General features: G+C 73.5%; 21 protein-coding genes and 1 pseudogene. 9 read left to right on the top strand and 13 right to left on the bottom strand.

Annotated elements, in window-relative coordinates:
- Positions 1 to 20 precede the first annotated feature (20 nt).
- The gene (locus tag KRR39_RS04885) at positions 21 to 479 is read left to right on the top strand and encodes an alkaline phosphatase family protein (RefSeq protein WP_216940988.1); all 459 of its coding nucleotides are present in this window, start codon (positions 21 to 23) and stop codon (positions 477 to 479) included.
- A gap of 188 nt (positions 480 to 667) precedes the next feature.
- On the opposite strand, the gene KRR39_RS04880 is transcribed toward KRR39_RS04885, so the two are convergent.
- The 5 genes from KRR39_RS04880 to dapB all read right to left on the bottom strand — a co-directional run bounded on the left by KRR39_RS04880 (position 668) and on the right by dapB (position 6,257).
- Positions 668 to 2,317, bottom strand: coding sequence for a M4 family metallopeptidase (locus KRR39_RS04880; protein ID WP_216940987.1), 1,650 nt, complete (start codon positions 2,315 to 2,317; stop codon positions 668 to 670).
- 167 nt (positions 2,318 to 2,484) lie between these two features.
- A complete protein-coding gene (locus KRR39_RS24360) occupies positions 2,485 to 3,807 on the bottom strand; it encodes a RelA/SpoT-related domain-containing protein (protein ID WP_302053550.1) in 1,323 nt (440 codons plus the stop codon).
- A 523-nt stretch (positions 3,808 to 4,330) separates the two neighbouring features.
- Positions 4,331 to 5,044 carry a dienelactone hydrolase family protein gene (locus KRR39_RS04865; RefSeq protein ID WP_216940986.1) on the bottom strand — a complete coding sequence of 238 codons (714 nt, stop codon included), beginning with the start codon at positions 5,042 to 5,044 and terminating at the stop codon, positions 4,331 to 4,333.
- A gap of 17 nt (positions 5,045 to 5,061) precedes the next feature.
- A complete protein-coding gene (locus KRR39_RS04860) occupies positions 5,062 to 5,502 on the bottom strand; it encodes a tetratricopeptide repeat protein (RefSeq protein ID WP_216940985.1) in 441 nt (146 codons plus the stop codon).
- Positions 5,499 to 6,257 (bottom strand): 4-hydroxy-tetrahydrodipicolinate reductase, encoded by a 759-nt coding sequence (gene dapB, locus KRR39_RS04855; protein ID WP_216942394.1) that lies wholly within the window; start codon positions 6,255 to 6,257, stop codon positions 5,499 to 5,501. Before dapB ends, KRR39_RS04860 begins: the two co-directional genes overlap by 4 nt.
- 148 nt (positions 6,258 to 6,405) lie before the next feature.
- Here dapB and KRR39_RS04850 point away from each other — a divergent pair, with 148 nt between their 5' ends.
- Together KRR39_RS04850 and KRR39_RS04845 are read left to right on the top strand one after the other, a co-directional pair.
- Positions 6,406 to 7,044, top strand: a complete 639-nt coding sequence (locus tag KRR39_RS04850; RefSeq protein ID WP_216940984.1) for a transposase — start codon at positions 6,406 to 6,408, stop codon at positions 7,042 to 7,044.
- Positions 7,041 to 7,619, top strand: coding sequence for a hypothetical protein (locus KRR39_RS04845; RefSeq protein WP_216940983.1), 579 nt, complete (start codon positions 7,041 to 7,043; stop codon positions 7,617 to 7,619). The genes KRR39_RS04850 and KRR39_RS04845 overlap by 4 nt, the downstream gene beginning before the upstream one ends.
- Before the next feature lie 7 nt (positions 7,620 to 7,626).
- On the opposite strand, the gene KRR39_RS04840 is transcribed toward KRR39_RS04845, so the two are convergent.
- The 3 genes from KRR39_RS04840 to rpsO form a co-directional block, all read right to left on the bottom strand.
- Positions 7,627 to 8,844, bottom strand: a complete 1,218-nt coding sequence (locus KRR39_RS04840) for a M16 family metallopeptidase (RefSeq protein ID WP_254185521.1) — start codon at positions 8,842 to 8,844, stop codon at positions 7,627 to 7,629.
- 113 nt (positions 8,845 to 8,957) lie between these two features.
- On the bottom strand, positions 8,958 to 11,180 hold the full coding sequence (locus KRR39_RS04835) for a polyribonucleotide nucleotidyltransferase (RefSeq protein ID WP_216940982.1): 2,223 nt from the start codon (positions 11,178 to 11,180) through the stop codon (positions 8,958 to 8,960).
- Positions 11,181 to 11,452: 272 nt separating this feature from the next.
- Positions 11,453 to 11,728 carry a 30S ribosomal protein S15 gene (rpsO, locus tag KRR39_RS04830; RefSeq protein ID WP_436972029.1) on the bottom strand — a complete coding sequence of 92 codons (276 nt, stop codon included), beginning with the start codon at positions 11,726 to 11,728 and terminating at the stop codon, positions 11,453 to 11,455.
- A 223-nt stretch (positions 11,729 to 11,951) separates the two neighbouring features.
- Here rpsO and KRR39_RS04825 point away from each other — a divergent pair, with 223 nt between their 5' ends.
- Complete coding sequence (locus KRR39_RS04825) at positions 11,952 to 14,054, top strand: molybdopterin-dependent oxidoreductase (RefSeq protein ID WP_216940980.1); 2,103 nt, start codon at positions 11,952 to 11,954, stop codon at positions 14,052 to 14,054.
- Here the strand turns inward: KRR39_RS04825 and ptsP are convergent.
- A complete protein-coding gene (gene ptsP, locus KRR39_RS04820) occupies positions 14,041 to 15,720 on the bottom strand; it encodes a phosphoenolpyruvate--protein phosphotransferase (protein WP_216940979.1) in 1,680 nt (559 codons plus the stop codon). The genes KRR39_RS04825 and ptsP overlap by 14 nt on opposite strands.
- Here ptsP and KRR39_RS24355 point away from each other — a divergent pair.
- From KRR39_RS24355 to KRR39_RS04800, 5 genes and pseudogenes are all read left to right on the top strand, one after another.
- Positions 15,719 to 15,931, top strand: a pseudogene (locus tag KRR39_RS24355) (DeoR family transcriptional regulator); the annotation flags it as partial. The gene ptsP and the pseudogene KRR39_RS24355 overlap by 2 nt on opposite strands.
- Before the next feature lie 148 nt (positions 15,932 to 16,079).
- Positions 16,080 to 16,586, top strand: coding sequence for a DeoR/GlpR family DNA-binding transcription regulator (locus tag KRR39_RS04815; RefSeq protein ID WP_254185520.1), 507 nt, complete (start codon positions 16,080 to 16,082; stop codon positions 16,584 to 16,586).
- Positions 16,583 to 17,563, top strand: coding sequence for a 1-phosphofructokinase family hexose kinase (locus tag KRR39_RS04810; RefSeq protein WP_216940978.1), 981 nt, complete (start codon positions 16,583 to 16,585; stop codon positions 17,561 to 17,563). The genes KRR39_RS04815 and KRR39_RS04810 overlap by 4 nt, the downstream gene beginning before the upstream one ends.
- Positions 17,564 to 17,570: 7 nt before the next feature.
- The gene (locus tag KRR39_RS04805) at positions 17,571 to 19,682 is read left to right on the top strand and encodes a PTS fructose transporter subunit IIABC (RefSeq protein ID WP_254185519.1); all 2,112 of its coding nucleotides are present in this window, start codon (positions 17,571 to 17,573) and stop codon (positions 19,680 to 19,682) included.
- Between the two features lie 43 nt (positions 19,683 to 19,725).
- Positions 19,726 to 19,983, top strand: a complete 258-nt coding sequence (locus KRR39_RS04800) for an HPr family phosphocarrier protein (RefSeq protein ID WP_216940977.1) — start codon at positions 19,726 to 19,728, stop codon at positions 19,981 to 19,983.
- A gap of 16 nt (positions 19,984 to 19,999) precedes the next feature.
- Here KRR39_RS04800 and KRR39_RS04795 read toward each other — a convergent pair whose 3' ends face one another.
- The 4 genes from KRR39_RS04795 to truB are packed head-to-tail and all read right to left on the bottom strand — an operon-like array spanning position 20,000 to position 23,727.
- Complete coding sequence (locus KRR39_RS04795) at positions 20,000 to 20,926, bottom strand: phosphotransferase family protein (protein WP_216940976.1); 927 nt, start codon at positions 20,924 to 20,926, stop codon at positions 20,000 to 20,002.
- Between the two features lie 11 nt (positions 20,927 to 20,937).
- Positions 20,938 to 21,909, bottom strand: a complete 972-nt coding sequence (locus tag KRR39_RS04790) for a hypothetical protein (RefSeq protein WP_216940975.1) — start codon at positions 21,907 to 21,909, stop codon at positions 20,938 to 20,940.
- Positions 21,909 to 22,886, bottom strand: a complete 978-nt coding sequence (locus KRR39_RS04785; RefSeq protein WP_216940974.1) for a bifunctional riboflavin kinase/FAD synthetase — start codon at positions 22,884 to 22,886, stop codon at positions 21,909 to 21,911. Before KRR39_RS04785 ends, KRR39_RS04790 begins: the two co-directional genes overlap by 1 nt.
- Positions 22,887 to 22,899: 13 nt before the next feature.
- Positions 22,900 to 23,727: a tRNA pseudouridine(55) synthase TruB gene (truB, locus tag KRR39_RS04780; protein ID WP_436972048.1), complete on the bottom strand. Its 828-nt coding sequence runs from the start codon at positions 23,725 to 23,727 to the stop codon at positions 22,900 to 22,902.
- Positions 23,728 to 23,732 lie beyond the last annotated feature (5 nt).

Below are 23,732 nucleotides of genomic sequence, written 5' to 3'. Positions count from 1 at the left end.
CGGCATCGCCACCCCCCCTGGTGGCCCGCTGGCCCCGTGGACTGACCGGCGAGGCCGGCTCGCTGCTCCGTGCGCCGCACCAGCTCGTCGACGTGCTGCCCACCCTGCTCGACGCGGCCGGGGCGACGTACCCCACCCACCGAGGCGAGGTCGCGGTGCCACCGGCCGAGGGCCGCAGCATGCTGCCGGGCCTCAACGGGGCCGACGTGGACGCCGCCGACCTGTTCTGGGAGCACGAGGGCAACTCCGCCGTGCGGTCCGGGGAGTGGAAGCTGGTCCGCAAGCACGCCGGCGGCTGGGAGCTCTACGCCATCGGGTCGGACCGGGCCGAGGCCCACGACCTGGCGGCCGAGCACCCGGAGGTGGTCGCGGACCTCGAGGCCCGCTACGAGGCGTGGGCCGACCGGTGCGGCGTGATCCCGCGGGAGACCGTGCTCGCCCTCTACGAGCGCCGCGGCAAGGGCCTGCCGCCCGAGTAGCCGGCCCGGCCTGCTCCACGACGGCCACCTGCAGAGCGTCGGGGAGATCGCCGACGGCCTGGTCGCCGGGGTCGTCGACGCCGAGGACGACGTCGCCGTGCTGGTCCTGCGGGCCTGAGGGTCCCTCGGGCGTGCGACTGCCGCCCTCCGCGGGGCGTCGCAGGAGGGCGGCAGGTCAGGGGTGCGGGTCAGACGACGTTGACGCCCGCCCAGGCCGCGTTGACGGCGTTGTACTGCGGGCTGCCGGCGCCGTACAGGTCCTGGGCCGCGCTCAGCGAGGCGGTGCGTGCGCCGTGGTAGTCGGTCGAGGACGTCATGTAGACGGTCAGCGCGCGGTACCAGATCTTCTCGGCGTCGGCGTGCCCGATGCCGACCACCGCCGGGGCCCCGTTGCAGGTGGCCGAGTCGTAGGGGACGCCGTTCAGGGTCTTCGCGCCCGAGCCCTCCGACAGCAGGTAGAAGAAGTGGTTGCCGACCCCCGAGGAGTAGTGCACGTCGAGCTGGCCGACGGTCGGGTCCCAGCAGTCGGCCGAGCCGCCGTCGGCGGACGGCTTGTCCATCCGGCGGATGCCCTGGTGGTGGAGGAGGTCGAACTGCTCGCCGATCAGGTAGTCCCCCGGGTCGCTGGGGTTGTTCGCGTAGAACTCCACCGCGGTGCCGAAGATGTCCGAGGTCGACTCGTTCAGGCCGCCCGACTCACCGGTATAGGCCAGGTTGGCGCTGTGCTCGGTAACGCCGTGCGACATCTCGTGACCGGCCACGTCGAGCGAGGTGAGCGGTCCGTAGCTGGTCCCGTCGCCGTCGCCGTAGGTCATCTTGGTGCCGTCCCAGAAGGCGTTGACGTAGCCGTTGCCGTAGTGCACCCGGTTGAACGACCCCTGGCCGGTGCCGAAGATGCCGTTCCGTCCGTGCACGACGTTGTAGTAGTCCCAGGTCATGTTGGTGCCGTACTGCGCGTCGACGGCGGCCGACTCGCGGCTGCTGGTCACGCCGGTGCCGAAGGTGGTGTCCGGGCGGCTGAACACCGTCCCGGTGGCGCAGCCGCTGCCCAGGATCTGGCAGGGCAGCGAGTCCTCCTGGTTGTTCATGTCGGTCGTGTAGGTGCCGCCTCGCGTCGCGTCCCTGAGCTCGTACGTCGCCCCGTTGGCCGCCACCTGCAGCGGCACGGTGCCGCCGTACAGGGACTGGCCGGAGCCGTCGACGGTCTCGATGTGCTGCTCGCGGCGCAGCACCTTGCCGGTGGCGGCGTCCACGAAGGTGGACAGCCGGCTCGGGGTGCCGTCCTTCTGGGTGCCGCCGGTCACCACCTCGTAGGCGAGGTCCGGGGTCCCGTCGACGGCGTCCACCACCAGCCGTGAGGAGGACACCTTGTCGCCGGTGATCGAGCGGGTCAGCGCGCTCGGCGCGAGGGCGGCGCGGCCGGCGCGGGCCTTGGTCACCGTCGGCGTGACGGGCAGCGCGAGCCCCGCGCGGAGGCCCTGGCTGCGTCCCTCCCAGGCGCCCTGCGGGGACTGGTGCACCACCAGGTCGCCGCCGAGCACGGGCAGGCCGGCGTAGGTGCGGGCCAGCCGGACGTGGCTGGTGCCGTCGGGGTCGACGAGCGCGCCGGTGACGGAGAACGCCTGCCGGGCACCGGAGCGGACCGCCCGCGGGTGGGCGGCGACCGCCTTGAGGGCCTTGCGCGCGAGGTCGCCGTGGGAGGCGGCCTGGCGGGTGAACGCGGCTCGACCGGCGCCGGCGGCGGCGGCGGTGGATCCGCCGACCGCTCCGACGGAGGTCCCGGCGACGAGGGTCGCGGCCACGAGGGCGACTGCGGTGGTTCCTGCTGTCCTGCGCATGAAAGGGGACCTTTCCTCGACAGGTGCACGGAAGTGCACGGCGGGTTGCTCCCTGCCACCCTCTCCCGGCCCCGGAGACGTCGTCACCCGGAGCCCGGGTCACGTTCGCGCGTTGCAGAAGACTGCAACAGGTTCTCCACGATTGAACCGCGTCCTGGGGCCGGCGGCTACTCCACCGGGGTCCGCAACTTGTCCAGACGGGTGCGCAGCAGCGCCTCGCGGTGGCTGTTCCCGTGCAGGCCGAGGTAGCGGGCCCCGAACACCGCGAGCAGCGCGTCGTCGAGCCGGCGCACCGCCCCGGGCGGGTAGCGGTAGTCCATCCGGGCGTTGATCGCGGCGGTGTCCACCGAGGTCAGCAGGCCGGCCAGCTCGTCGAGCGAGGTGATCCCGAGCTCCAGCAGCAGGCCGGAGACCCACGCGTAGTGGTCGGTGCGCGACCAGCCGGCCTCGGCGTACTGCCCGGCCAGGAACGTCGCGAGGTCCTCGGAGCTGATCCGCGGGTCGGTGACGTCCTGCTCGGTGCGCTGGTCGGTCACGGTGGCCTGGAGCTGGTCGCGGATCTGGGAGAACTCCCGGTCGGCGAGCTCGAGGAGGCCGGCGGCCAGCGTGAACCGGCGGTCGAGGTCGTGCACGTGCTCCTCGGGGATGGTGCCCTTGTAGCGGATCGCGTGCTCGAACTCCGCCCAGGCGTGCTGCAGCACGGTCCGCACCTGGATCTGGGCCCGCCGGTGCCCGAGGTGCTCGTACGTCGACGGGGTGGTCCGGGCCTGGTCGAGGCTGACCAGCAGGTGCCGGCTCGCGTAGCCGAACCGGCCCTCCCGGGCGGTCTCCTGGCCCAGGTCGCGGTCGTCGAGGATCGTGAGCTGGTCGCTGAGCAGGTCCGCGACCGCCGAGACGTCGCTGTGGATGTAGGTGATCACCCGCAGCCCGATCTGGTCGGTGATCTGCTCCAGCGGGTCGGAGTAGACCGGCACGCCGTCGACGCTGCGGTCGGCCTTCGCGGCGAAGGACGCGACGCTCTTGGCCCGGCCGGTGACGCTCAGGTAGTTGATGCCGGCGTCGTCGAGCAGCGTGGTCAGCGTGGCCACGAACCCGTCGGTGGCCTCGCGGAGCTCGCCCTGCATCGCGGCGTAGGTCTGCACCGCCCGGCGGACCGGTCCCGGGTCCGGGTCCGGGTCCGGGTCCGGGTCCGGGTCCGGGTCCGGCCCGGGGTCCCGCTCGAGCCCCGGCTCCTCCTCGACGGGTGCCGCCGGGGCGGCCACCCGCTTGGCGGGGCGCAGTCCGGCGGGCAGCGTCGGGGTGACGATGTAGCCGGTCTCCAGGTCGCCGTACGTCGTGGTGTCCTCGGGCCGGCGCCGGGCGAACAGCGCGACGTAGGCGCAGACCACCGCGTCGACCTGGTCCTCGGCACGCCGCAGGTCCGCCTTGGTGGCCGCGGTCTCGACCTGCTCGACGAGCGCCTTCCACGCCACGCAGCGGTCGACGTACATCCGGGGGTGGCCTCGCGCAGGCCCTCCACCAGCCGCACCAGCCGCAGCAGCTCGGAGCGGAGGTCGTCGAGGCTGCGCCCGGTCTTGTTCTTGTACTTCAGGGTCCGGCCGAGGCCGAACAGCGCGACCGTCGCGGCGTGCGGGTAGACCTCGATCGCGCGGCGCCCCTGCCTCGACGTGGGGTCGATCGACAGGTCCAGCAGCTCGGCGAGGCGGGCCCCGCGCGGCTGGACGGCGAACTCCGGCTTGCCGGTGTTCGACGGGTGGGCGCCGGCCTCGAACGCCCGGAAGTCCCGGTTGAGCGCGGCCTCGGCGGGCCGGTTGCCGGTGGCGTTGACCACCACCAGCGGCGCGTCGATCGCGACCAGGCAGCGCCCGTCGACGTACCCGTCGAGCGCGGCCAGGATCGTCTCGTCGGTGGTCCGGGCCGAGACGTGCAGCAGGTGGCCGTCGGCGTCCAGGACCGCGACGCCGGTGGGCTTCTTCTCGCCCCAGGCGAGGTCGATGCCGACGAAGAACGTGCTCATCCGAGGGGGAGCTCGCGGGCCAGGAAGTCCAGGGTCCGGCGCCAGGCGGCCCGCGACGCCTCCGGGTGGTGCAGCACGAAGTCGTCGTTGTCGAAGGCGTGGTCGGCCCCGTCGTAGAGCTCGAACTCGACGGGCGTGCCGGCCGCGGTGACCGCCTCGCGGATCTTCTCCACGGTGGCCGGGTCGAGGTAGGCGTCGGCGGTGCCGAAGTGGTGCAGGCTCGGCGCGGTCACCCGCGGGGCGAGGTCCAGCAGCCCGGGAAGCGCGGAGCCGTAGTAGCTGACCAGCACCGCGGGGTCCGCGACCGCGGCGACGTTGAACGCGAGCCCGCCGCCGAAGCAGAACCCGATCACGCCGGTGCCGCCGGCGACCTCCGCGCGGCCCTCCAGGGCGTGCAGCGCGGCCACCGAGTCGCCGACGGTGGTCTGCCAGTCGAGCTGCTGGGCGCGGCCCATCGCCTTCTCGATCGCACCCGGCCGGCCCTCGTCGATCGGCTCGGGGTCCAGCCGCCAGTAGAGCTCGGGCGCCAGCACGACGTACCCCGCGGCGGCGAGGTCGGCGCCGCGGCGCGCGATGTACGCGCTGACCCCGAAGATCTCCTGGAGCAGCAGCAGCCCGGGACCGCTGCCGGACTCCGGCACCCAGAGCCGCGCGGGCATCTCCCCGGCGTCGGTCGGGACGGTCACGTGCGAGGCGGTCGGTCGGTTCATGCTCCGAGTATGTCGGGTCAGCCGTGCAGCGTCAGGGCGTGCCGCGCGGCCTCGCGGGCCCGGGTCCGGTCGCCGGCCGCGTCGTAGGCCAACGCGAGCCGGAACCAGGACCGCCAGTCGTCGGGCCGCGCCTCGGCCTGCTCGCGCATCTGCGCGAACTGCGCGTCGGCGGCGCCCCGGTCCACCCGGCCCGAGGGACGGCGCGGCAGGTCGTCGACCGGCAGCCCGCCCTCGGCCTCGAGGGCGGCCGCCAGCACGGAGGTACGTCGCCCGAACTCGATCTCGCGCCCCACCAGGAGCAGCCCGAGCAGCGGCAGCACCAGCAGCGCCGCGCCGAGCAGGACGCCGACGACCGAGCCGCTGCCCAGCAGCCCGACGCCGCGGACCCCGATGAACACGGCGTAGAACACCAGGACGAGCACCATCACCGCGAGGGTGGCCTTCGTGCGCACGCTCACCCCCGGTCCAGGCCCATGAACGACTCGAGCCCGACGGTCAGCCCGGGCGCGGAGCCGATGGAGCGCAGGCCGAGCAGCACGCCGGGGGTGAAGGAGACCCGGTCGAGCGAGTCGTGCCGGATCGTGAGGGTCTCCCCCTCGCCGCCGAGGATCACCTCCTGGTGGGCGACCAGCCCGCGGATCCGCAGGCCGTGCACCCGGATGCCGTCCACCTCGGCGCCCCGGGCCCCCGGGAGCGAGGTCGAGGTGGCGTCGGGGATCGGTCCGGCGCCGGCGGCCGCCCGGGCCTCGGCGATCAGGGACGCCGTACGGCAGGCGGTGCCGGAGGGCGCGTCGGCCTTGTCGGGGTGGTGCAGCTCGACGATCTCGACGGACTCGTAGAACGCGGCGGCCTCGGCGGCGAACCGCATCATCAAGATCGCGCCGATGGAGAAGTTGGGGGCGACCAGCACGCCGGTGCCCGGTGACTTCTCGAGCCAGCCCCGCAGCCGGGCGAGCCGGTCGTCGTCGAAGCCGGTGGTGCCGACGACGGCGTGGATGCCGTGGGAGACGCAGTGCTCGAGGTTCGCCATCACCACGTCGGGGTGGGTGAAGTCCACGACGGCCTCGGCACCGGCGGCGACCAGGTCGTCGAGACGGTCGTCGGCCTCTCCGGTGTCCACCGCCGCGACCAGCTCGAGGTCGTCGGCGGCCCGCACGGCCCGGCACACCTCCGCGCCGACCTTGCCCCGCGCCCCGAGGACGCCGACCTTCATCCGCTGTGCGCTCACACGTCCAACCTAGTGGCTGGCTCCGACCGGGGACGCGCCGGGAGCGGGATCAGGTCTCCGACTGATCTTCCCTCCCATAAGGTTCTGGTCTAATGTATTCAGATATCAGTCCTGGACCTGATGAGGAGGCCCCATGGTCGTGGTGCTCACGGTGGACCAGCGGGACAGCCGCTCGCACGCCGACGAGGTGCCGGACCTGCTCGCCCGGCTGGCCGGGGCCCCCGGCCTGCTGCGCCCCTTCCAGCGCACGGTCGGCGACGAGGTGCAGGCGGTGCTCGCCGACGCCGACGCCGCGGTGGGCACGATCGGCCTCCTGCTGCGGGCCGGCGGCTGGTCGGTCGGGGTCGGGGTCGGGCCGGTCGAGGAGCCGCTGCCCGCCGACACCCGGGCCGGTCGCGGGGCGGCGTACCTGCACGCCCGCGACGCCGTCACCCGGGCGAAGTCCGTGCCGCACCGGATCGCTGTCGGTGGCGAGGACTACCGTGCTGAGCAGCTGGAGACGGTGCTGTGGCTGTGGGCCGGGATCCTCGAACGCCGCACCGACCGCGGCTGGGAGGTCGTCGACGCGCTGGACGAGGGCCTGTCCCACGTCGAGGCGGGCCGACGGCTCGGGATCAGCCAGTCGGCCGTCAGCCAGCGCGCCCAGGCCGCCGGCCTGGTCGACGAGCGCCGCGCCCGTCGGCTGGCGGGCGACCTGCTCGCCGACCTGCTGGCCGGACCGGCCGGCAGCACCCCGAATGCCCCGAGGACCGAGAAGGAGGACCGCCGATGACCCTCGTCGTCGCCCTGCTGCTCGGGCTGCTCGGGCTGGTCGTGGTGGCCGCCTTCGTGGCGCTCGCCCTGACCGGGCGCTCGCTCGGGCAGCACCTCGCCGCCTTCGTCATCGTCGGGGTCCTCGCGCTGGTCGCCCTGGTCGGGGTGGTCGGCGGCGGGGTGACCGGCGCCACCTCCGTGCCGGGCCGCACGATCCTGGTCGACCTGTTCCTGGTCGCCGTCCTCGGCGGCAGCCCCGTCACCGCCACGGTGCTCTGGCTCGTCGACCGCGGCAGCAGCCGGCCGGACACCATGGACCGGGCCGGCGAGGTGCTGCGCGGCGGCGCCTGGATCGGGGCGTTCGAGCGGTGCGCGGTGTTCGCCGCGATCATCGCCGGCTGGCCCGAGGGCATCGCGGTCGTGCTGGCCCTCAAGGGCCTCGGCCGCTACTCCGAGCTGCGGGGCACTCCCCCCGGCGCCGACGGCGTGGCCGCCTCGGGCGGGGTCGCCGAGCGGTTCATCATCGGCACGTTCGCCAGCGTGCTGTGGGCGTGCGCCTGTGCGGGGGCGCACCTCGCCCTGACCGCGGCCTGAGCGGCCCTCAGCCGGGCAGCGCGTCGAACGGGCCGACCACGGCGAGCGTCTGCTGCTGGCGGAACAGCCCGCGGGCCAGCGCGTTCACGTCGTCGAGGGTCACGTCCTGGACGCGGCGCAGCACCTCGTCGATGCTCGGCAGCTCGTCGTAGAGCAGCTCGGCCTTGGCGATCCGGGACATCCGGGAGCCGGAGTCCTCGAGCGCGAGCACCAGGCCGCCGCGCAGCTGGCCCTTGCCGCGCTGCAGCTCGACCTCGGAGATGCCCCCGTCGGCGAGCCGGCCGAGCTCGCCGCGGACCACGGCCAGCACGTCGGTGACCTTCGAGGGCAGGCAGCCGACGGCGACCGCGACGGTGCCGGCGTCGGTGTAGTGCGAGGCGTAGGAGTAGACCGAGTAGGCCAGCCCCCGGGCCTCGCGGACCTCCTGGAACAGCCGCGAGGAGGTGCCGCCGCCGAGCGCGGCGTTCAGCACCCCGAGCGCGTAGCGCCGCTCGTCGGTGCGGACCAGGCCGTTGACGCCGAGCACCAGGTTGACCTGCTCGAACGGGCGGCTCATCACCACGTCCCCGGTCGTCGTACGACGGGCGCGGTGGCCGCGCCGGACCGGCAGCGGACGGGCGGACCGGTCGGCGAGGAAGCCGGCCCGGGAGAACGCCGTGCGCACCTGGCGCACGACGGTCGTGTGGTCGACGTTGCCGGCGACCGCGACGACCATGTTCTCCGGGGAGTAGCGGGACCGGTAGTAGCGCACGATCTGGGCGCGGGTCAGCGACCGGATCGAGTCGACGGTGCCCGCGATCGGACGGCCCAGCGGCGAGGTGCCCCAGGCCTTCTCGGAGTAGAGGTTGCCCACCACGTCGTCGGGGTCGTCGTCGTGCATGGCGATCTCGTCGAGGATCACCTCGCGCTCGGCCTCCACGTCCTCGGCGGTGACCGTCGAGGAGGTGAGCATGTCGCCGAGGACGTCGACCGCCAGCGGCAGGTCCTCGTCGAGGACCCGCGCGTGGAAGCAGGTGTACTCCTTCGCGGTGAAGGCGTTGAACTCACCGCCCACCTCGTCGAGCTCGACCGAGATGTCCAACGCGGTGCGCGTCGGGGTGCCCCGGAAGAGGACGTGCTCGAGGAAGTGCGAGGCCCCGGACAGGCTCGGTGACTCGTCCCGGGACCCGACGCCGACCCACACCCCGATGGAGGCGGACCGGACGCCGGGCATGGCCTCGGTCACGACCCGCAGCCCCCCCGGGGAGCACGGTGCGCTTCACCAGTGCTCCCCCGTCCTTGGCGGACAGGAGGGTGCGGGTCGTGCCGGGCTTCTGCTGTGCTGCAGAGACCGCCAAGTTACTCGGCGGACTCGTCGGCGGACTCGGCCTCGGCGGACTCGTCGAGGACCGGGATCAGGGACAGCTTGCCCCGGTCGTCGATCTCGCCGATCTCGACCTGGATCTTCTGGCCGACGGAGACCACGTCCTCGACGTTCTCCACGCGCTTGCCGCCGGCGAGGCCGCGGAGCTTGCTGATGTGCAGCAGTCCGTCCTTGCCGGGGAGCAGCGAGATGAAGGCGCCGAAGTTCGTCGTCTTGACGACCGTGCCGAGGTAGCGCTCGCCGACCTCGGGCATGGTCGGGTTCGCGATCCCGTTGATGATCGACCGGGCCGCCTCGGCGGACTCGCCGTTGGTGGCGCCGATGTAGATCGTGCCGTCGTCCTCGATGCTGATCTGGGCGCCGGTGTCGTCCTGGATCTGGTTGATCATCTTGCCCTTGGGCCCGATGACCTCGCCGATCTTGTCCACGGGGATCTTCACGGTGATGATCCGCGGGGCGTGCAGCGACATCTCCTCGGGGGTGGAGATGGCCTCGGCCATCACCTCGAGGATGGACATCCGGGCGTCCTTGGCCTGGGTCAGCGCGGCGGCCAGCACGTCGGCGGGGATGCCGTCGAGCTTGGTGTCGAGCTGCAGGGCGGTGACGAACTCCGGCGTGCCGGCGACCTTGAAGTCCATGTCGCCGAACGCGTCCTCGGCGCCGAGGATGTCGGTGATCGCGACGTACTCGGTCTTGCCGTCGACCTCACCGGAGATGAGGCCCATCGCGATGCCGGCGACGGGGGCCTTCAGCGGCACACCGGCCTGCAGCAGCGACAGGGTCGAGGCGCAGACCGAGCCCATCGAGGTGGAGCCGTTGGAGCCCATCGCCTCGGAGAGCTGACGGATCGCGTAGGGGAACTCCTCACGCGTCGGCAGCACCGGGAGCAGCGCGCGGCGCGCGAGCGCACCGTGGCCGACCTCGCGACGCTTCGGCGAACCCACCCGACCGGTCTCACCGGTGGAGTAGGGCGGGAAGACGTACTTGTGCATGTACCGACGCGACTTCTCCGGGGAGAGCGTGTCGAGCTTCTGCTCGAGGGACAGCATGTTCAGCGTCGTGACACCCAGGATCTGGGTCTCGCCGCGCTCGAACAGCGCCGAGCCGTGCACCCGCGGGATCACGCCGACCTCGGCGGACAGCGTCCGGATGTCGGTGAGGCCACGGCCGTCGATGCGGACCTTGTCGCGCAGCACGCGCTCGCGCACCAGCTTCTTGGTCAGCGACCGGAACGCGGCGCCGAGCTCCTTCTCGCGACCCTCGAAGTCGGCACCGAGCTTCTCCAGCACGGTGTCCTTGATCTCGTCCATGCGGGACTCGCGGTCCAGCTTGCCGGGGATCGTGAGGGCGGCGGAGAGGTCCGTCTGGGCGGCCTTCTCGACGGCGTCGTAGGCGTCGTCCTCGTAGTCGAGGAAGATCGGGAAGTCCTTGATCGGCTTCGCGGCCTGCTTGGCCAGCTCGACCTGGGCCTCGATGAGCTGCTTGATGAAGGGCTTCGCGGCGTCGAGGCCACCGGCCACGACCTCCTCGGTCGGCGCCTGGACGCCGCCCTGCACGAGCTCGAAGGTGCGCTCGGTGGCCTCCGCCTCGACCATCATGATCGCGACGTCGCCGGTCTCGGTGACCCGGCCCGCGACGACCATGTCGAACACGGCGTCCTCGAGCTGCGAGTGCGAGGGGAAGGCGACCCACTGGCCCTCGATCAGCGCGACGCGCACGCCGCCGACCGGGCCGGAGAACGGCAGGCCGGAGAGCTGGGTGGACATCGAGGCCGCGTTGATGGCCAGCACGTCGTACGGCTGGTCGGGGTCGAGCGCCAGCACGGTGATGACGACCTGGACCTCGTTGCGCAGACCCTTCTTGAAGGTCGGGCGCAGCGGCCGGTCGATCAGCCGGCAGGTGAGGATGGCGTCCTCGCCCGGACGGCCCTCGCTGCGGAAGAACGAGCCGGGGATCTGGCCCACGGCGTACATCCGCTCCTCCACGTCGATCGTGAGGGGGAAGAAGTCGAAGTGGTCCTTGGGGTGCTTGCTGGCCGTGGTGGCCGACAGCAGCATCGTCTCGTCGTCGAGGTAGGCGGTCACCGAACCGGCGGCCTGCCGGGCCAGGAAGCCCGACTCGAACTTGACGGTGCGGGTGCCGAACTTGCCGTTGTCGAGAACCGTCTCGACTGCGTAGATCTCGGGTCCCTCAGTCACAGGGGTCCCCTTTCTGTCTCGCGGAGCGATTCACGCGAGGGCGCCCTTCCGCGTCTTGAAACAGGGTGCCGGTCTTCGATCGAGGCCCGCGGGTCGACGGCTGCATGGTGCGCGTCGCGACCCCGAAGGCCACTACCGAGGACCGGGCAGGACGTCCGCGGTCGCTCCAGTGGGTGAGTTTTCAGTTGTGCTGCTCCGGACCAGACCCTAGTCGCGGGCCCGCCGGAGACGAAGCAGGGGCGACCTCCCGGTGTGGGAGATCGCCCCGAGGCTCATCGGCGCAGGCCGAGCCGCTCGATGATCGAGCGGTAGCGGTTGATGTCTTCCTTCTGCATGTAGTTCAGGAGGCGGCGACGCTGACCGACGAGCAGCAGCAGGCCACGACGGCTGTGGTGGTCGTGCTTGTGCTCCTTGAGGTGCTCGGTCAGGTGGCTGATGCGGTGCGTCAGCAGGGCGACCTGGACCTCGGGCGACCCCGTGTCGTTCGCGCCGGTGCCGTAGTCGGCGATGATCTTCTTCTTGGTCTCTGCATCGGTGCCAGTGGACACGCGCAGCTCCTCTCGGTTCATGTCGTTGCGCGGCGCGCCGGGGCCTGTTCACCCGGGCACTCTCGATCCGCGGCCGTTTCACGGCGTTGACCGTCGCCCGGAGCTCACGCTCGGGCAACCGTCCCAGATTATCAGCGGGGGGCGCGGTTTCTCCGAATCGGCCGGGGGGCCAGCTCCCCCGACGGTACGACGACCGGTCGGCGGGGTCTGCGAGGATGCCCGGATGGAGCAGAAGCTGGGCGTGTGCAACCTGTGCGAGGCGATCTGCGGGCTGGTCTTCACGCTCGACGACGGGCCCGGCGGGCGCCGGGTCACCGACGTGCGGGGCAACCCCGACGACCCGCTGTCGCGGGGGCACATCTGCCCCAAGGCGGTCGCGCTGCAGGACGTGCACGAGGACCCCGACCGGCTGCGCCGCCCGGTCCGCCGGGTCGGCGAGGAGTGGCACGAGGTCTCCTGGGACGAGGCGCTCGACCTGGTCGCCGAAAACCTGGCGCGGGCCGTGAACGAGCACGGACGCGACGCGCTGGCGCTCTACCTCGGCAACCCCAACGTGCACAGCCTCGGCTCGATGACGCACGGCACCGCGATGGTGAAGTCCTTCCGCACCCGCAACAAGTACAGCGCCACCTCCGTCGACCAGCTGCCGGCGCAGATGCTGGCCTACCTGATGTACGGCCACCAGCTGATGCTGCCGGTGCCCGACCTCGACCGCACCGCGCACTTCCTGGTGTTCGGCGCGAACCCGATGGCCTCCAACGGCAGCCTGATGACCGTGCCGGACTTCCCGGCCCGGCTGCGCGAGCTGAAGGCCCGCGGCGGCCGGATGGTCGTGGTCGACCCGCGCCGCACGGAGACCGCCAAGGCCGGGCACCAGCACCACTTCGTGCGCCCGGGCACCGACGCGTTCGTGCTGCTCGCGATGCTGCACGTGCTGTTCGAGGAGGGGCTGACCACGCCGCCGTCCTACGTCGACGGGCTCGACGCGGTCCGCGCCGCGGTGCTGCCGTTCACCCCCGAGCGGGCCGAGACGGCCAGCGGCGTCGGCGCGGACGTCGTACGACGCCTGGCGCGGGAGCTCGCGGCCGCGGAGTCGGCGGCGGTCTACGGCCGGGTCGGGGTGTCGACCCAGGAGTTCGGCCTGGTCGCGACCTGGGCGGTGCAGCTGCTGAACCTCGTCACCGGCAACCTGGACCGGCCCGGCGGCGTGATGCTCACCCGGCCGGCGGTGGACGCCGTGGGGCGCGGGCTGGTCGGCCGCGGCCACCACGACCTGTGGCGCAGCCGGGTCCGCGGCCTGCCCGAGTTCGGCGGCGAGCTGCCGGTCGCGACGCTGGCCGACGAGATCCTCACGCCGGGCGAGGGCCAGGTGCGGGCGCTGCTGACGGTGGCCGGCAACCCGGTGTCTTCCACCCCCGACGGCAAGCGGCTCGGCGAGGCGATCGCCGGCCTGGACTTCGTGGCGGCGGTCGACCTCTACGTCAACGAGACCACCCGGCACGCCGACGTGATCCTGCCGCCGACCTCGGCGCTCGAGCGCGACCACTACGACCTGGTCTTCCACGTCCTCGCGGTCCGCAACACCGCCCGGTTCACCCCCGCGCTGTTCGACAAGCCGGAGGGCGCGCTGCACGACTGGGAGATCTACCGCGAGATCGTGCTGCGCACCCAGCGGCGCCTCGCCGCGAAGCGTCCGCTCAAGCGCCGGCTGCTGCAGCAGGCGCGGATGCGGGTCTCCCCCACCCGGACCATCGACCTGCTGCTGCGCACCGACCGGGCCCGGCTCTCGGTGGCCAGGCTGCGCCGGGGCCCGGTCGACCTGGGGCCGCTCGAGCCGTGCCTGCCCGAGCGGCTGATGACCCCCGGCCACCGGGTGGTGGCCGCGCCGCCCCAGGTCCTCGACGACCTGGTCCGGCTCGACGCGTCCCCGGCGGGCTCGGGCGGCCTGCTGCTGGTCGGGCGCCGGCACCAGCGCGACAACAACTCCTGGATGCACAACACCCCGCGGCTCACGAAGGGCCGGGCGCGCCACCAGCTGCTCATGCACCCCGACGACCTGTCCGAGCGCGCGATCCCCGACGGGACCGTGGTCCGCGTCGCCTCGGCGGTCGGCGAGGTCGACGTCGAGGTGCAGGCCAGCACGGACATGATGCCGGGCGTGGTGAGCCTGCCGCACGGCTACGGCCACCGGCAGCGCGGCGTCCGGCTGGCGCACGCCGTCGAGCTGCCGGGCGCGTCGATGAACGACCTGACCGACCCCTCGGTCCTCGACGTCAGCGGCAACGCCGTGCTCTCCGGGGTGCCGGTGACGGTCAGCCGGCGCTGAGCACCGCCCGCACCGCGACCCGTGCGGCCCGCGGGTCGACGGCGCCGAGCGCGGCCTCGGCGGCCCGCTCGCAGGTGTCCATGGTGACCGCGGCGAGCTGCGCCCCCACCGGTCGTACGGCGGCCAGCGCCATCGACAGCGAGGTGATGCCCATGCCCACCAGGGCGGCCGCCAGCATCGGGTCGGCCGCCGCCTCGCCGCAGACGCCGACCGACTTGCCGGCGATCTTCCCGGCCTCGGCGGTGATCGCGATCAGCTGCAGGACCGCCGGCTGCCAGGCGTCGGTGAGGTGCGCGAGGTCGGTGGCCATCCGGTCGGCGGCCATCGTGTACTGGGTCAGGTCGTTGGTGCCAATGGACAGGAAGTCGACGACCTCGAGCATCTGGTGCGCCAGCAGCGCGGCACTCGGGATCTCCACCATCACCCCCGCCTTCAGGCCGTGCGCGCGGACCTGGCCGGCGAACTCCGCGGCCTCGGCGACGGTCGCGACCATCGGTGCCATCACCCAGGTCTCGGTGCCGGTGCGCTCGGCGGCGGCCGCGATGCCCGCGAGCTGGCGCTCGAGCAGGCCCGGGTTGTCGAACGACAGCCGCAGGCCGCGCACACCGAGGGCGGGGTTCTCCTCCCCCTCGTGGGTGGCGAACGCGATCGGCTTGTCGGACCCGGCGTCCAGGGTGCGGACCACGACGTAGCGGTCGCCGCCGAACGGTCCGAGCACCCCGGAGTAGATGTCGGCCTGCTCCTCGGCGCTCGGCTCGTCCTTGCGGTTCAGGAAGCACAGCTCGGTGCGGAACAGCCCGACGCCCTCCACCGGCCCGGCAGCCGCGGACGTCGCGGACGCCCCGTCGGCGACGTTCGCGAGCAGCTTCACCGGCGTGCCGTCGGCCGTGCGGCCCGGTCCGGTCCAGCGGTCCAGGGCCTCGCGCCCCGCCCGGGCGTCGGCGACCAGCCGCGACGCCTTCTGCTCGTCGGGCTCGAGCGTGATCTCGCCCGTCGTACCGTCGACGAGCAGGCGGGTGCCGCCGCGCACGGCCGACAGCCCGGACACCCCGACCACGCAGGGGATCCCGAGCTGCCGGGCGATGATCGCGGTGTGGCTGGTGGGCCCGCCCTTCTCGGTGACCAGGGCGACCACCGTGCGGGCGTCCAGCCCGGCGGTGTCCGCGGGCGCGAGGTCCTCGGCGACCAGCACGGAGGGCTCGTCGGGCTCCGGGACCCCCGGCTCCGGCTCCCCGACCAGCCGCGCGGTGACCCGGCGCTGGATGTCGTGCAGGTCGGTGACCCGCTCGGCCATCAGGCCGCCCATCGAGGTGAAGACGCCGGCGAACTGGTCGACGGCCGCACCGAACGCGGTGAGCAGCGGGTCGCCCGCCGCCAGCCGCTTCTTCACCGCCGCGCGCAGCCCCTTGTCCTTGGCCAGCCCGGCGGTGGCGGTGAGCACCTCGGCGGCCGCGCCGCTCGTGTGCGCGGCCCGGGCGGCGAGGCCCTCGGCGGTGGCGGCGGCGGCGTCGTCGTACGCCGCGAGCGCGCTCTCCGCGTCGGGGAAGCCGGCCTGCTCGAAGGCCGCGACGGCCGTCGGGGAGACCGAGACGGTGGCGATCACGGCGGGCGCGTAGGCGACGCCGGGCACGACAGGTGTGCCGGACAGGGAGGAGGTCGGTGACATGCCCCGAGCGTATGCTGCGTCACACTTGACAGTCAACAGATCCGGGCGTAAAACAACACATACAAAGTTTCACTCGTCCCCACCCCCAGGAGGCTCGGTGTACGCCGAGGAACGCCAGCAGGCCATCGCCGACCTGGTCGCCCAGCGCGGCCGGCTCTCGGTGAACGCCTTGGCCAGTGAGTACGCCGTGACCACCGAGACGGTGCGGCGCGACCTCTCCGTCCTGGAGCGGGCCGGGATCCTGCGGCGGGTGCACGGGGGGCGCGGTCCCGGCCGCGGCGCTCAGCGCCCTCGAGGCGAAGGTCGGCGACCGCGACCTCGCCCACGCGGACGAGAAGGACCGGATCGCCAAGCGCGCGGTGTCGCTGCTCCCGGCCACCGGCGGCAGCGTCCTGCTCGACGCCGGCACCACCACCGCCCGGCTGGCGATGATGATCCCCCGCGACCTGCAGCTGACCGTGGTCACCAACGCCGTCCCCATCGCCTCGCGGCTGGCCGGCTCCCCCAGCGTGGACCTGCACCTGCTCCCCGGCCGGGTGCGCTCGACCACCCATGCCGCCGTCGGCGACGACACCGTGGCCGCGCTCGGCGTGCTCAAGGTGGACGTCGCGTTCGTCGGCACCAACGGGCTCTCCGAGACCCACGGCCTGAGCACCCCCGACCCCACCGAGGCCGCCGCCAAGCGCGCGATGGTCGGCGCCGCCCACCAGGTCGTGGTCCTCGTCGACTCCTCCAAGATCGGCCAGGAGCACCTGGTCCGGTTCGCCCGGGTCGCCGACATCGACGTGGTGGTCACCGACGCGGGCATCAGCGACGCCGACCGGGCCGCGCTGGAGCGTCTCGACGTCGAGGTCGTGGTCGCGTGATCGTCACCCTGACCCCCAACCCGAGCATCGACCGGACCGTCTCGCTGGCCGGCGAGCTGGTCCGCGGCGCGGTGCTGCGTGCGGAGTCGGTGACCGCGCAGGCCGGCGGCAAGGGCGTGAACATCTCCCGCGCCGCGGTCGCCGCCAACGTGCCCACGATCGCGGTGCTCCCGGCGCACAAGGACGACCCGTTCGTGGTCGAGCTGCTCCGCGACGGGATCGACTGCCGGCCCGAGCAGCCCGCCGGCGCCGTACGCGTCAACCTCACGCTGACCGAGCCGGACGGCACCACCACCAAGATCAACACCCCCGGCGCCGAGGTCACCCGCGCCGACCTCGACCGGCTCGCCGACGCGGTCACCCAGCGGGCCCGGCAGGCCTCCTGGGTGGTGCTCGCCGGCTCCCTGCCGCCCGGTGCGCCGGAGTCCTGGTACGCCGAGCTGGTGGGCGCCCTGCGCGGCACCCCGGCCCGGATCGCCGTGGACACCTCGGGCGGACCTCTCGTCGCCCTGGCCGCCGGCCTGGAACAGCAGTCGCCGCACCTGATGAAGCCCAACGGCGAGGAGCTCGCCTCGCTCACAGGCGGGGACGCCGACGCGATCGAGGCCGACCCGGCCGCCGCCGCCCGGGCCGCCGCCCTGCTCGTGGGGCGCGGCGTCGAGGCGGTGCTGGCCACGCTCGGCGGGTCCGGCGCGGTCCTGGTCACCGCCGACGGCGCCTGGCACGCCGTGCCCCCGCCGACCACCGTCGTCAGCACCGTCGGCGCCGGCGACTCCAGCCTGTTCGGCTACGTCCTGGGCGCGCTGCGCGGCCTCGAGCCCGCCGAGCGCCTCCGTCTTGCCGTCGCCTACGGCAGCGCCGCCGCGGCCCTGCCCGGCACGACGATCCCGACCCCGTCGCACACCCGTCCGGACCTCGTCGAGGTCCGCGCACTCGTCCCGTCCACGTCCCACCCGGCTGCCCACACAGAGAACTGAGGAAACGATGACCGACACATCCGCGTCACAGGGGATGATCACTCCCGGGCTCGTCGCCCTGGACGTGTCCCTCGGCAGTGACAAGACCGAGGTGATCCGCGCGCTGGCGCGTCAGGTCGCCGCCGCCGGCCGCACCAGCAACGCCGACGGCCTCGCCGAGGACGCGCTCGCCCGCGAGTCGACCTCCGCCACCGGCCTGCCCGGCGGCATCGCGATCCCGCACTGCCGCACCGAGCACGTGGACGTGCCGACGCTCGCGTTCGCGCGGCTCTCCCCCGGCACCGACTTCGGCGCCAAGGACGGCCCGGCCGACCTGGCGTTCCTGATCGCCGCTCCGGCCGGGGGCGACGCCACCCACCTCAAGGTCCTCACCCAGCTCGCCCGCGCGCTGGTGAAGAAGGAGTTCACCGACGGCCTGCGCAGCGCGTCCAGCCCCGAGGAGATCGTCGAGCTGGTCGGTGCGGTCGTCTCCGCGCCCGGCGCCAACCCGGCCCCGGTGAAGCCGGCCCCCGCGCCCACGGCGGCGCCGGTCGCGTCCGCAGCGCCGGCCGCGCCGGGTGCCCGCCGCTCGATCGTCGCGGTGACCGCCTGCCCCACCGGCATCGCGCACACCTACATGGCCGCGGAGGCCCTCGAGGCCGCCGCCGCCCGCGCCGGCGTCGACATCGCCGTCGAGACCCAGGGGTCGGCGGGCTCCACCCCGCTCGCCCCGGACCTCATCGCCCGCGCCGACGCCGCGATCTTCGCCGTCGACGTCGGCGTGCGGGACCGGGCCCGCTTCGCCGGCAAGCCGCTCGTCTCCTCCGGGGTCAAGCGCCCGATGGACGACGCGGACTCGATGATCGCCGAGGCGCTGCGCTACGCCGACGACCCGGGCGCCCCGCGCGTCGAGGGTGCGGCCGGCGGCGGCGCCGGGGCCGCGGTCACCACCGGTGGCGGTGGCGGCGAGTCCTGGGGTGCGCACACCCGTCGGGTGCTGATGACCGGCGTGTCGTACATGATCCCGTTCGTGGCGGCCGGCGGTCTGCTGATCGCCCTGTCGTTCCTGCTCGGCGGCTACGAGATCGTCGGCCCGTTCAAGGACATCCTGTCCAAGAACTCGCTGACCAACCTGCCCGACCCGGCCGACTTCGGCCTCAAGCACGCGCTGTTCGACTCCGGCTTCTTCGCCTACGTCGGGGCGATCTTCTTCGTCCTCGGCAAGACCGCGTTCGCGTTCTTCATCCCGGCGCTCGCCGGCTACATCGCCTTCGCGATCGCCGACCGGCCCGGCATCGCGCCCGGCTTCGTGATGGGTGGCCTGGCCTCCGACGTCATGCAGTTCGGGACCCCGCAGACCGGCTTCCTGGGCGCCATCGTCGGCGGCGTGCTCGCCGGTGTGATCGCCCACTGGATCGCGCAGCGCAAGGTGCCGGGCTGGGCCCGCGGCCTGATGCCGGTGCTGGTCATCCCGCTGTTCACCACGATCGTCGCCGGCGTCCTGATGCTGGTGGTCTTCGGCAAGCCGATCGCCTGGCTGATGGCCCGTCTCACCGACGGCCTGAACAGCATGAGCGGCGCCAACGCCGTGCTCCTCGGCGTGATCCTCGGGCTGATGATGGCCTTCGACATGGGTGGCCCGCTGAACAAGGTCGCCTACAGCTTCGCGGCGGCCGGGGTCGGCGGCGCCGCAGCGCTGGCCTCCGACGCCCCGCAGCTCAAGATCATGGCCGCGGTGATGCTCGCCGGCATGGTCCCGCCGATCGCCCTGGCCCTCGCCACCGTCGTCCGGCCGAAGCTCTTCACCCCGGCGGAGCGCGAGAACGGCAAGGCGGCCTGGCTGCTGGGCGCCTCGTTCATCACCGAGGGCGCGATCCCGTTCGCGGCGGCCGACCCGCTGCGCGTCATCCCGGCCATCATGCTCGGCAGTGCGGTCACCGGCGGTCTCTCGATGGCCCTCGACGTCAGCGTGCGGGCGCCCCACGGCGGTATCTTCGTGCTCTTCGCGGTGGGCAACATCCTGGGCTACCTGGTGGCCCTGGCGGCCGGTGTCCTCGTCGGCGCCGCCGGCGTCATCGCCCTGAAGAGCCTGACCGAGAGCTCCGAGGAGATCGAAGAGCTCGCGACCGTCCCCGTCTGACCCGTCCCTTCACCCCCCGCCCCTTCACCCAAGGAGACACCGTATGCCCAGCAAGACCGTCACCGTCGGCTCCTCCGTCGGCCTGCACGCCCGTCCCGCGGCGATCATCTCCGAGGCGGCCGGCGAGCTCGACTCCGAGGTCACCCTCGCCGTGGCCGGCGAGGAGCCGGTCGACGCCGCCTCTTCCCTGCTGATCATGACCCTCGGGGCGGCGTGCGGCGACCAGGTCGAGGTCGCCGGCGAGGACCAGGCGGCCGTCGACGCGATCGCGGCGCTCGTGGAGAAGGACCTCGACGCCTGACCGGGCGCCAGGAGAGCTAGGCCCCCAGGACGGCCCGGAGCAGCCCCTCGCGGCGGCTCCGGGCCGTCCGCACGTCCAGGTCCGGGCGCCCGGCGTCCCGCCACAGCCGCTCCACCGTCTCCGGTGTCCCGCCGCCCTCCCGGCCGAGCGGGTCGGGCAGCATCGCCACCAGGTCGAGCAGCTGCCAGTACGCCGCGGCGTCCGGGTCGTGGGCGAGCACCCCGCCCTGGTCGACGTACAGGCGGCGGAAGGTGCGGGCGGCCTGCACGCCGTGCAGGCCGGCCAGGTGCGAGGCGCAGTGCGCGACGTCGAGGTCGGCCGGGCCGGTGGACGTCTCCACCCAGTCCACGAGCCCGCTGACCCGGTCCCCGGACCAGAGCACGTTGGCCGGGTGGAAGTCGCGGTGCAGGAACACCGGGGCGTACGACGGGGCGGGCGACCGCAGCCGCTCGAAGGCCTCGACGTACAGCGCGGGGTCCTCGGCCCAGGGCGGCACGTGCCACTTGGCCTCGCCGGCCCACGACTGGTACTCCCGCGGCCGGCTGCCGGGAGCCGGCTCGACACGGTGCACGGCGAGCAGCAGCGCGGCCAGAGCGGTGAGCCGGGACGGGCCGGCGGCCCTGAGGTCGACCGCACCCGGCAGCCGGGTCATCAGCAGGCCGGGGTCACCGGTGCGCTCCCCGGTGGCGTCGAGCGCGAGCGTGCGGGGCGCCGGGACGCCGGTGCCGGCGAGCAGCGCCTGGACGTCGCGCTCCCGGCTGAGCAGCGCCTCGGCGTGCCGGCGCCACGGGTCCTCGACCAGCTGGCGCAGCACCGCCTCCTCGCCGCGCACGGTGGTGAGCAGCAGCATCCGCGAGGCCACCCCGCCGGACAGCGCGGCCACGTGGGCCACCCGGGCACCGAGGACCTCCTCGGCCCAGGACCGCGCGGCGTCGGTGAGCATCGGCGCGGCGCTCAGCGGTGCAGGGTGCCGTAGACCGCGCGCACCGCGACGGCGCGCTCGAGCTCGCGGGTCACCGAGGTGAAGAACTGCTGGCGGTAGGTCTCGTCGGTGACCGCGTAGACCGTGAAGTACAGGCCCGAGAAGCCGGCCAGGAACACCGACACCTTGACCAGCGGCCCGGAGACGTCGGTCGGCCCCTTCATGCCCAGCCAGGAGCCCACCACCTCCGGCTGCATGACGACGCTGCCGAAGACCAGGAAGAAGACCAGCACCGCCACCGACAGCAGCAGCACCTGGACGAACTGCGAGACCAGCAGCACCAGGACCAGGTTCCACTTCTGCAAGCCGGCGACCTCGAGGACGCCGCGCAGCTCGCCCTCGTGGATCCCCTCGAAGACCTCGGCCGCGCAGTGCTCCACCGGGGTGCCGCGGGTGCGCTCGACCAGCCGGCCCCGGTCGGTGTCGTCGTCGACGCGGTCCATCTCCTCGGGCAGCCTGACCAGCAGGAACACCACCGCGGTCAGCGCGAAGAACATCACCGCCATCGCCAGCACGCCCGGGTCCAGCGAGCTGGCCACCATCCAGACCTCGGTGTTGATGAACAGGAACGTCACGAACAGCAGCAGCAGCGGGAGCGCCCGGGTGACCAGCGGGAACATCATCCCCAGGCTGGCGAAGGTCCGGCCGACCGCCCAGCGGGCGATGATCCGCAGCCGCAGGGTGGTGCCCGCGTAGACCGCGAGCACGGCTCCGGCCGCGAACAGCCCGGACGCCAGGCCACCCGCGACGTCACCGGACACCCAGATCCCGGTCGGGACGCCGACCGCCGCGCCGACCAGCAGCGCCACCGCCAGCACCGGCAGCAGCCGGGCCCGGCTCAGGCCGCGGTGCACGATCGCCCGCTCCGAGCGCACGAAGTAGGGCAGGCCGTGCCGCAGGAACCACAGCTCCGCGTCCCGCAGAGCCTGGGTGCGCTCGACCATCAGGCGCCGAGGACCTCGCGGGTGCGGGCCACGTCCTGCGCCATGGTGGCGACGAGCTCCTCGACGGAGTCGAACCGCAGCATCCCGCGGATCCGGGCCACGAAGGACACCTCGACCCCGACGCCGTACAGCTCGAGGTCGTCGCGGTCGAGCACGTAGGACTCCACGCGCCGCTCCCGCTCGCCCTCGAAGGTCGGGTTGGTGCCGACGCTGATCGCGGCGGGCAGCAGGACGTCGGGCTCGTCGAGGCGCCGCAGCCAGCCGGCGTACACGCCGTCCGCGGGCGCGGCGAGCATCCCCGAGGTGGGCACGTTGGCGGTCGGGTAGCCCAGCTCGCGGCCGCGCTGGTCGCCCTTGACGACCTCGCCGCGCACGGTGAACGGGTGGCCGAGGGCCTCCGCGGCGCCCTCGACGTCCCCGGCGCCGAGGCAGTTGCGGACGTAGGTGGAGGACCAGACCTGCGGGCCGCCGTCCAGGGCGATGCCCTCGGCGGTGAAGTCGTGGGTGCGGCCGAGCGCGGCGAGGGTGGCGACGTCGCCGGAGGCCTTCACGCCGAAGCGGAAGTTCGCGCCGACCACCACCGCCCGCGCGTGCAGCCCGCCGACCAGGATCTCGGTGACGAACCGCTCCGGGGGCCAGGCCGCCACGTCGCGGTCGAACGGCACGACGAGCAGGGCGTCCACCCCGGCGTCGGCGAGCAGCGCCGCGCGGGTCGACAGGTCGGTCAGCGTCTGCGGCGCGTGCTCGGGGCGGAGCACCGCCATCGGGTGCGGGTCGAAGGTGACCGCGACGACGGGCACGCCGAGCCCGGCGGCGACCTCACGGGCCCGGGACACGACGTGCTGGTGCCCGAGGTGCACCCCGTCGAAGTTGCCGACGGTGACGACGGTCCGGCCGAGGTCGCGGGGCACCTCGTCGAGCGAGCGCCAGATCTGCACGGGGTCTGCTCCTTCTCCGAGACTCCGACGAGCCCTCATGTTCCCACGCGGGCTAGGAGAACACCGCGACGGGGGCGGCGACCTCACCCCGCTGCTCGTAGAGCGCGAGGAACCTCCCGGATCCGTCGAAGACCGCCACCGGGGCGGGCTCGCCGACGACCGTGGAGAGCTTGCGGCCGTAGCCGACGTCACGCGCCTCGTCCTCGCTCAGGTCGTACGTCGCGAAGCAGCGCCGGGCCACGTCGGAGACGTCCACCAGGTCGAACCGCTCCGCGAGGGCGTCGAGGCCGTGCGCCTCGGCGAGCGTGAACGGCCCGACCGCCGTACGGCGCAGCGCGGTGAGGTGGCCGCCGGTGCCGAGCTCGGCGCCGAGGTCGCGGGCGATCGCCCGGATGTAGGTGCCGCTGCTGCAGCGCACCGAGACGTCCACGTCGAGGAAGCCGTCGGCGGGGCGCACGTCGGTGACCAGCAGCTCGTGGACGGTGACGGGTCGCGCCGGGAGGTCGACGTCCTCGCCGTCACGGACCCGGGCGTAGGCGCGCTTGCCGTCCACCTTGATCGCGGAGACCGCCGACGGCTTCTGCTCGAGGGCACCAACGAACCGGCCCGCCGCCGACCGCACGTCGTCCTCGGTGAGGTGCTCCACCGACGCGGTCGTCAGGGTCTCCCCCTCCGCGTCGTCGGTGCTGGTGCTCGCCCCGAGCCGCACCGTGGCGTCGTACGCCTTCTCGGTCAGGGTGAGGTGGCCGAGCAGCCGGGTGGCCCGGTTGACCCCGACCAGCAGCACGCCGGTGGCCATCGGGTCCAGTGTGCCGGCGTGCCCGACCTTGCGGGTGCCGGCGAGCCGCCGGATCCGGGCGACCACGTCGTGCGAGGTCATCCCGG

This window comes from Nocardioides panacis, from assembly GCF_019039255.1.
GTDB lineage: Bacteria > Actinomycetota > Actinomycetes > Propionibacteriales > Nocardioidaceae > Nocardioides_B > Nocardioides_B panacis.
Note: the sequence above shows the minus strand (reverse complement) of the source record. Positions and strands in the feature narration are given on the sequence as shown.

Coding starts and splice junctions, on each gene's coding strand:
- KRR39_RS04880 (WP_216940987.1), bottom strand. CDS start 2,317: ATGCGCAGGACAGCAGGAACCACCGCAGTCGCCCTCGTGGCCGCGACC.
- KRR39_RS24360 (WP_302053550.1), bottom strand. CDS start 3,807: ATGTACGTCGACCGCTGCGTGGCGTGGAAGGCGCTCGTCGAGCAGGTC.
- KRR39_RS04865 (WP_216940986.1), bottom strand. CDS start 5,044: ATGAACCGACCGACCGCCTCGCACGTGACCGTCCCGACCGACGCCGGG.
- dapB (WP_216942394.1), bottom strand. CDS start 6,257: ATGAAGGTCGGCGTCCTCGGGGCGCGGGGCAAGGTCGGCGCGGAGGTG.
- KRR39_RS04850 (WP_216940984.1), top strand. CDS start 6,406: ATGGTCGTGGTGCTCACGGTGGACCAGCGGGACAGCCGCTCGCACGCC.
- KRR39_RS04845 (WP_216940983.1), top strand. CDS start 7,041: ATGACCCTCGTCGTCGCCCTGCTGCTCGGGCTGCTCGGGCTGGTCGTG.
- KRR39_RS04825 (WP_216940980.1), top strand. CDS start 11,952: ATGGAGCAGAAGCTGGGCGTGTGCAACCTGTGCGAGGCGATCTGCGGG.
- ptsP (WP_216940979.1), bottom strand. CDS start 15,720: ATGTCACCGACCTCCTCCCTGTCCGGCACACCTGTCGTGCCCGGCGTC.
- KRR39_RS04805 (WP_254185519.1), top strand. CDS start 17,571: ATGACCGACACATCCGCGTCACAGGGGATGATCACTCCCGGGCTCGTC.
- KRR39_RS04800 (WP_216940977.1), top strand. CDS start 19,726: ATGCCCAGCAAGACCGTCACCGTCGGCTCCTCCGTCGGCCTGCACGCC.
- KRR39_RS04795 (WP_216940976.1), bottom strand. CDS start 20,926: ATGCTCACCGACGCCGCGCGGTCCTGGGCCGAGGAGGTCCTCGGTGCC.
- KRR39_RS04790 (WP_216940975.1), bottom strand. CDS start 21,909: ATGGTCGAGCGCACCCAGGCTCTGCGGGACGCGGAGCTGTGGTTCCTG.
- KRR39_RS04785 (WP_216940974.1), bottom strand. CDS start 22,886: ATGAGGGCTCGTCGGAGTCTCGGAGAAGGAGCAGACCCCGTGCAGATC.
- truB (WP_436972048.1), bottom strand. CDS start 23,727: ATGACCTCGCACGACGTGGTCGCCCGGATCCGGCGGCTCGCCGGCACC.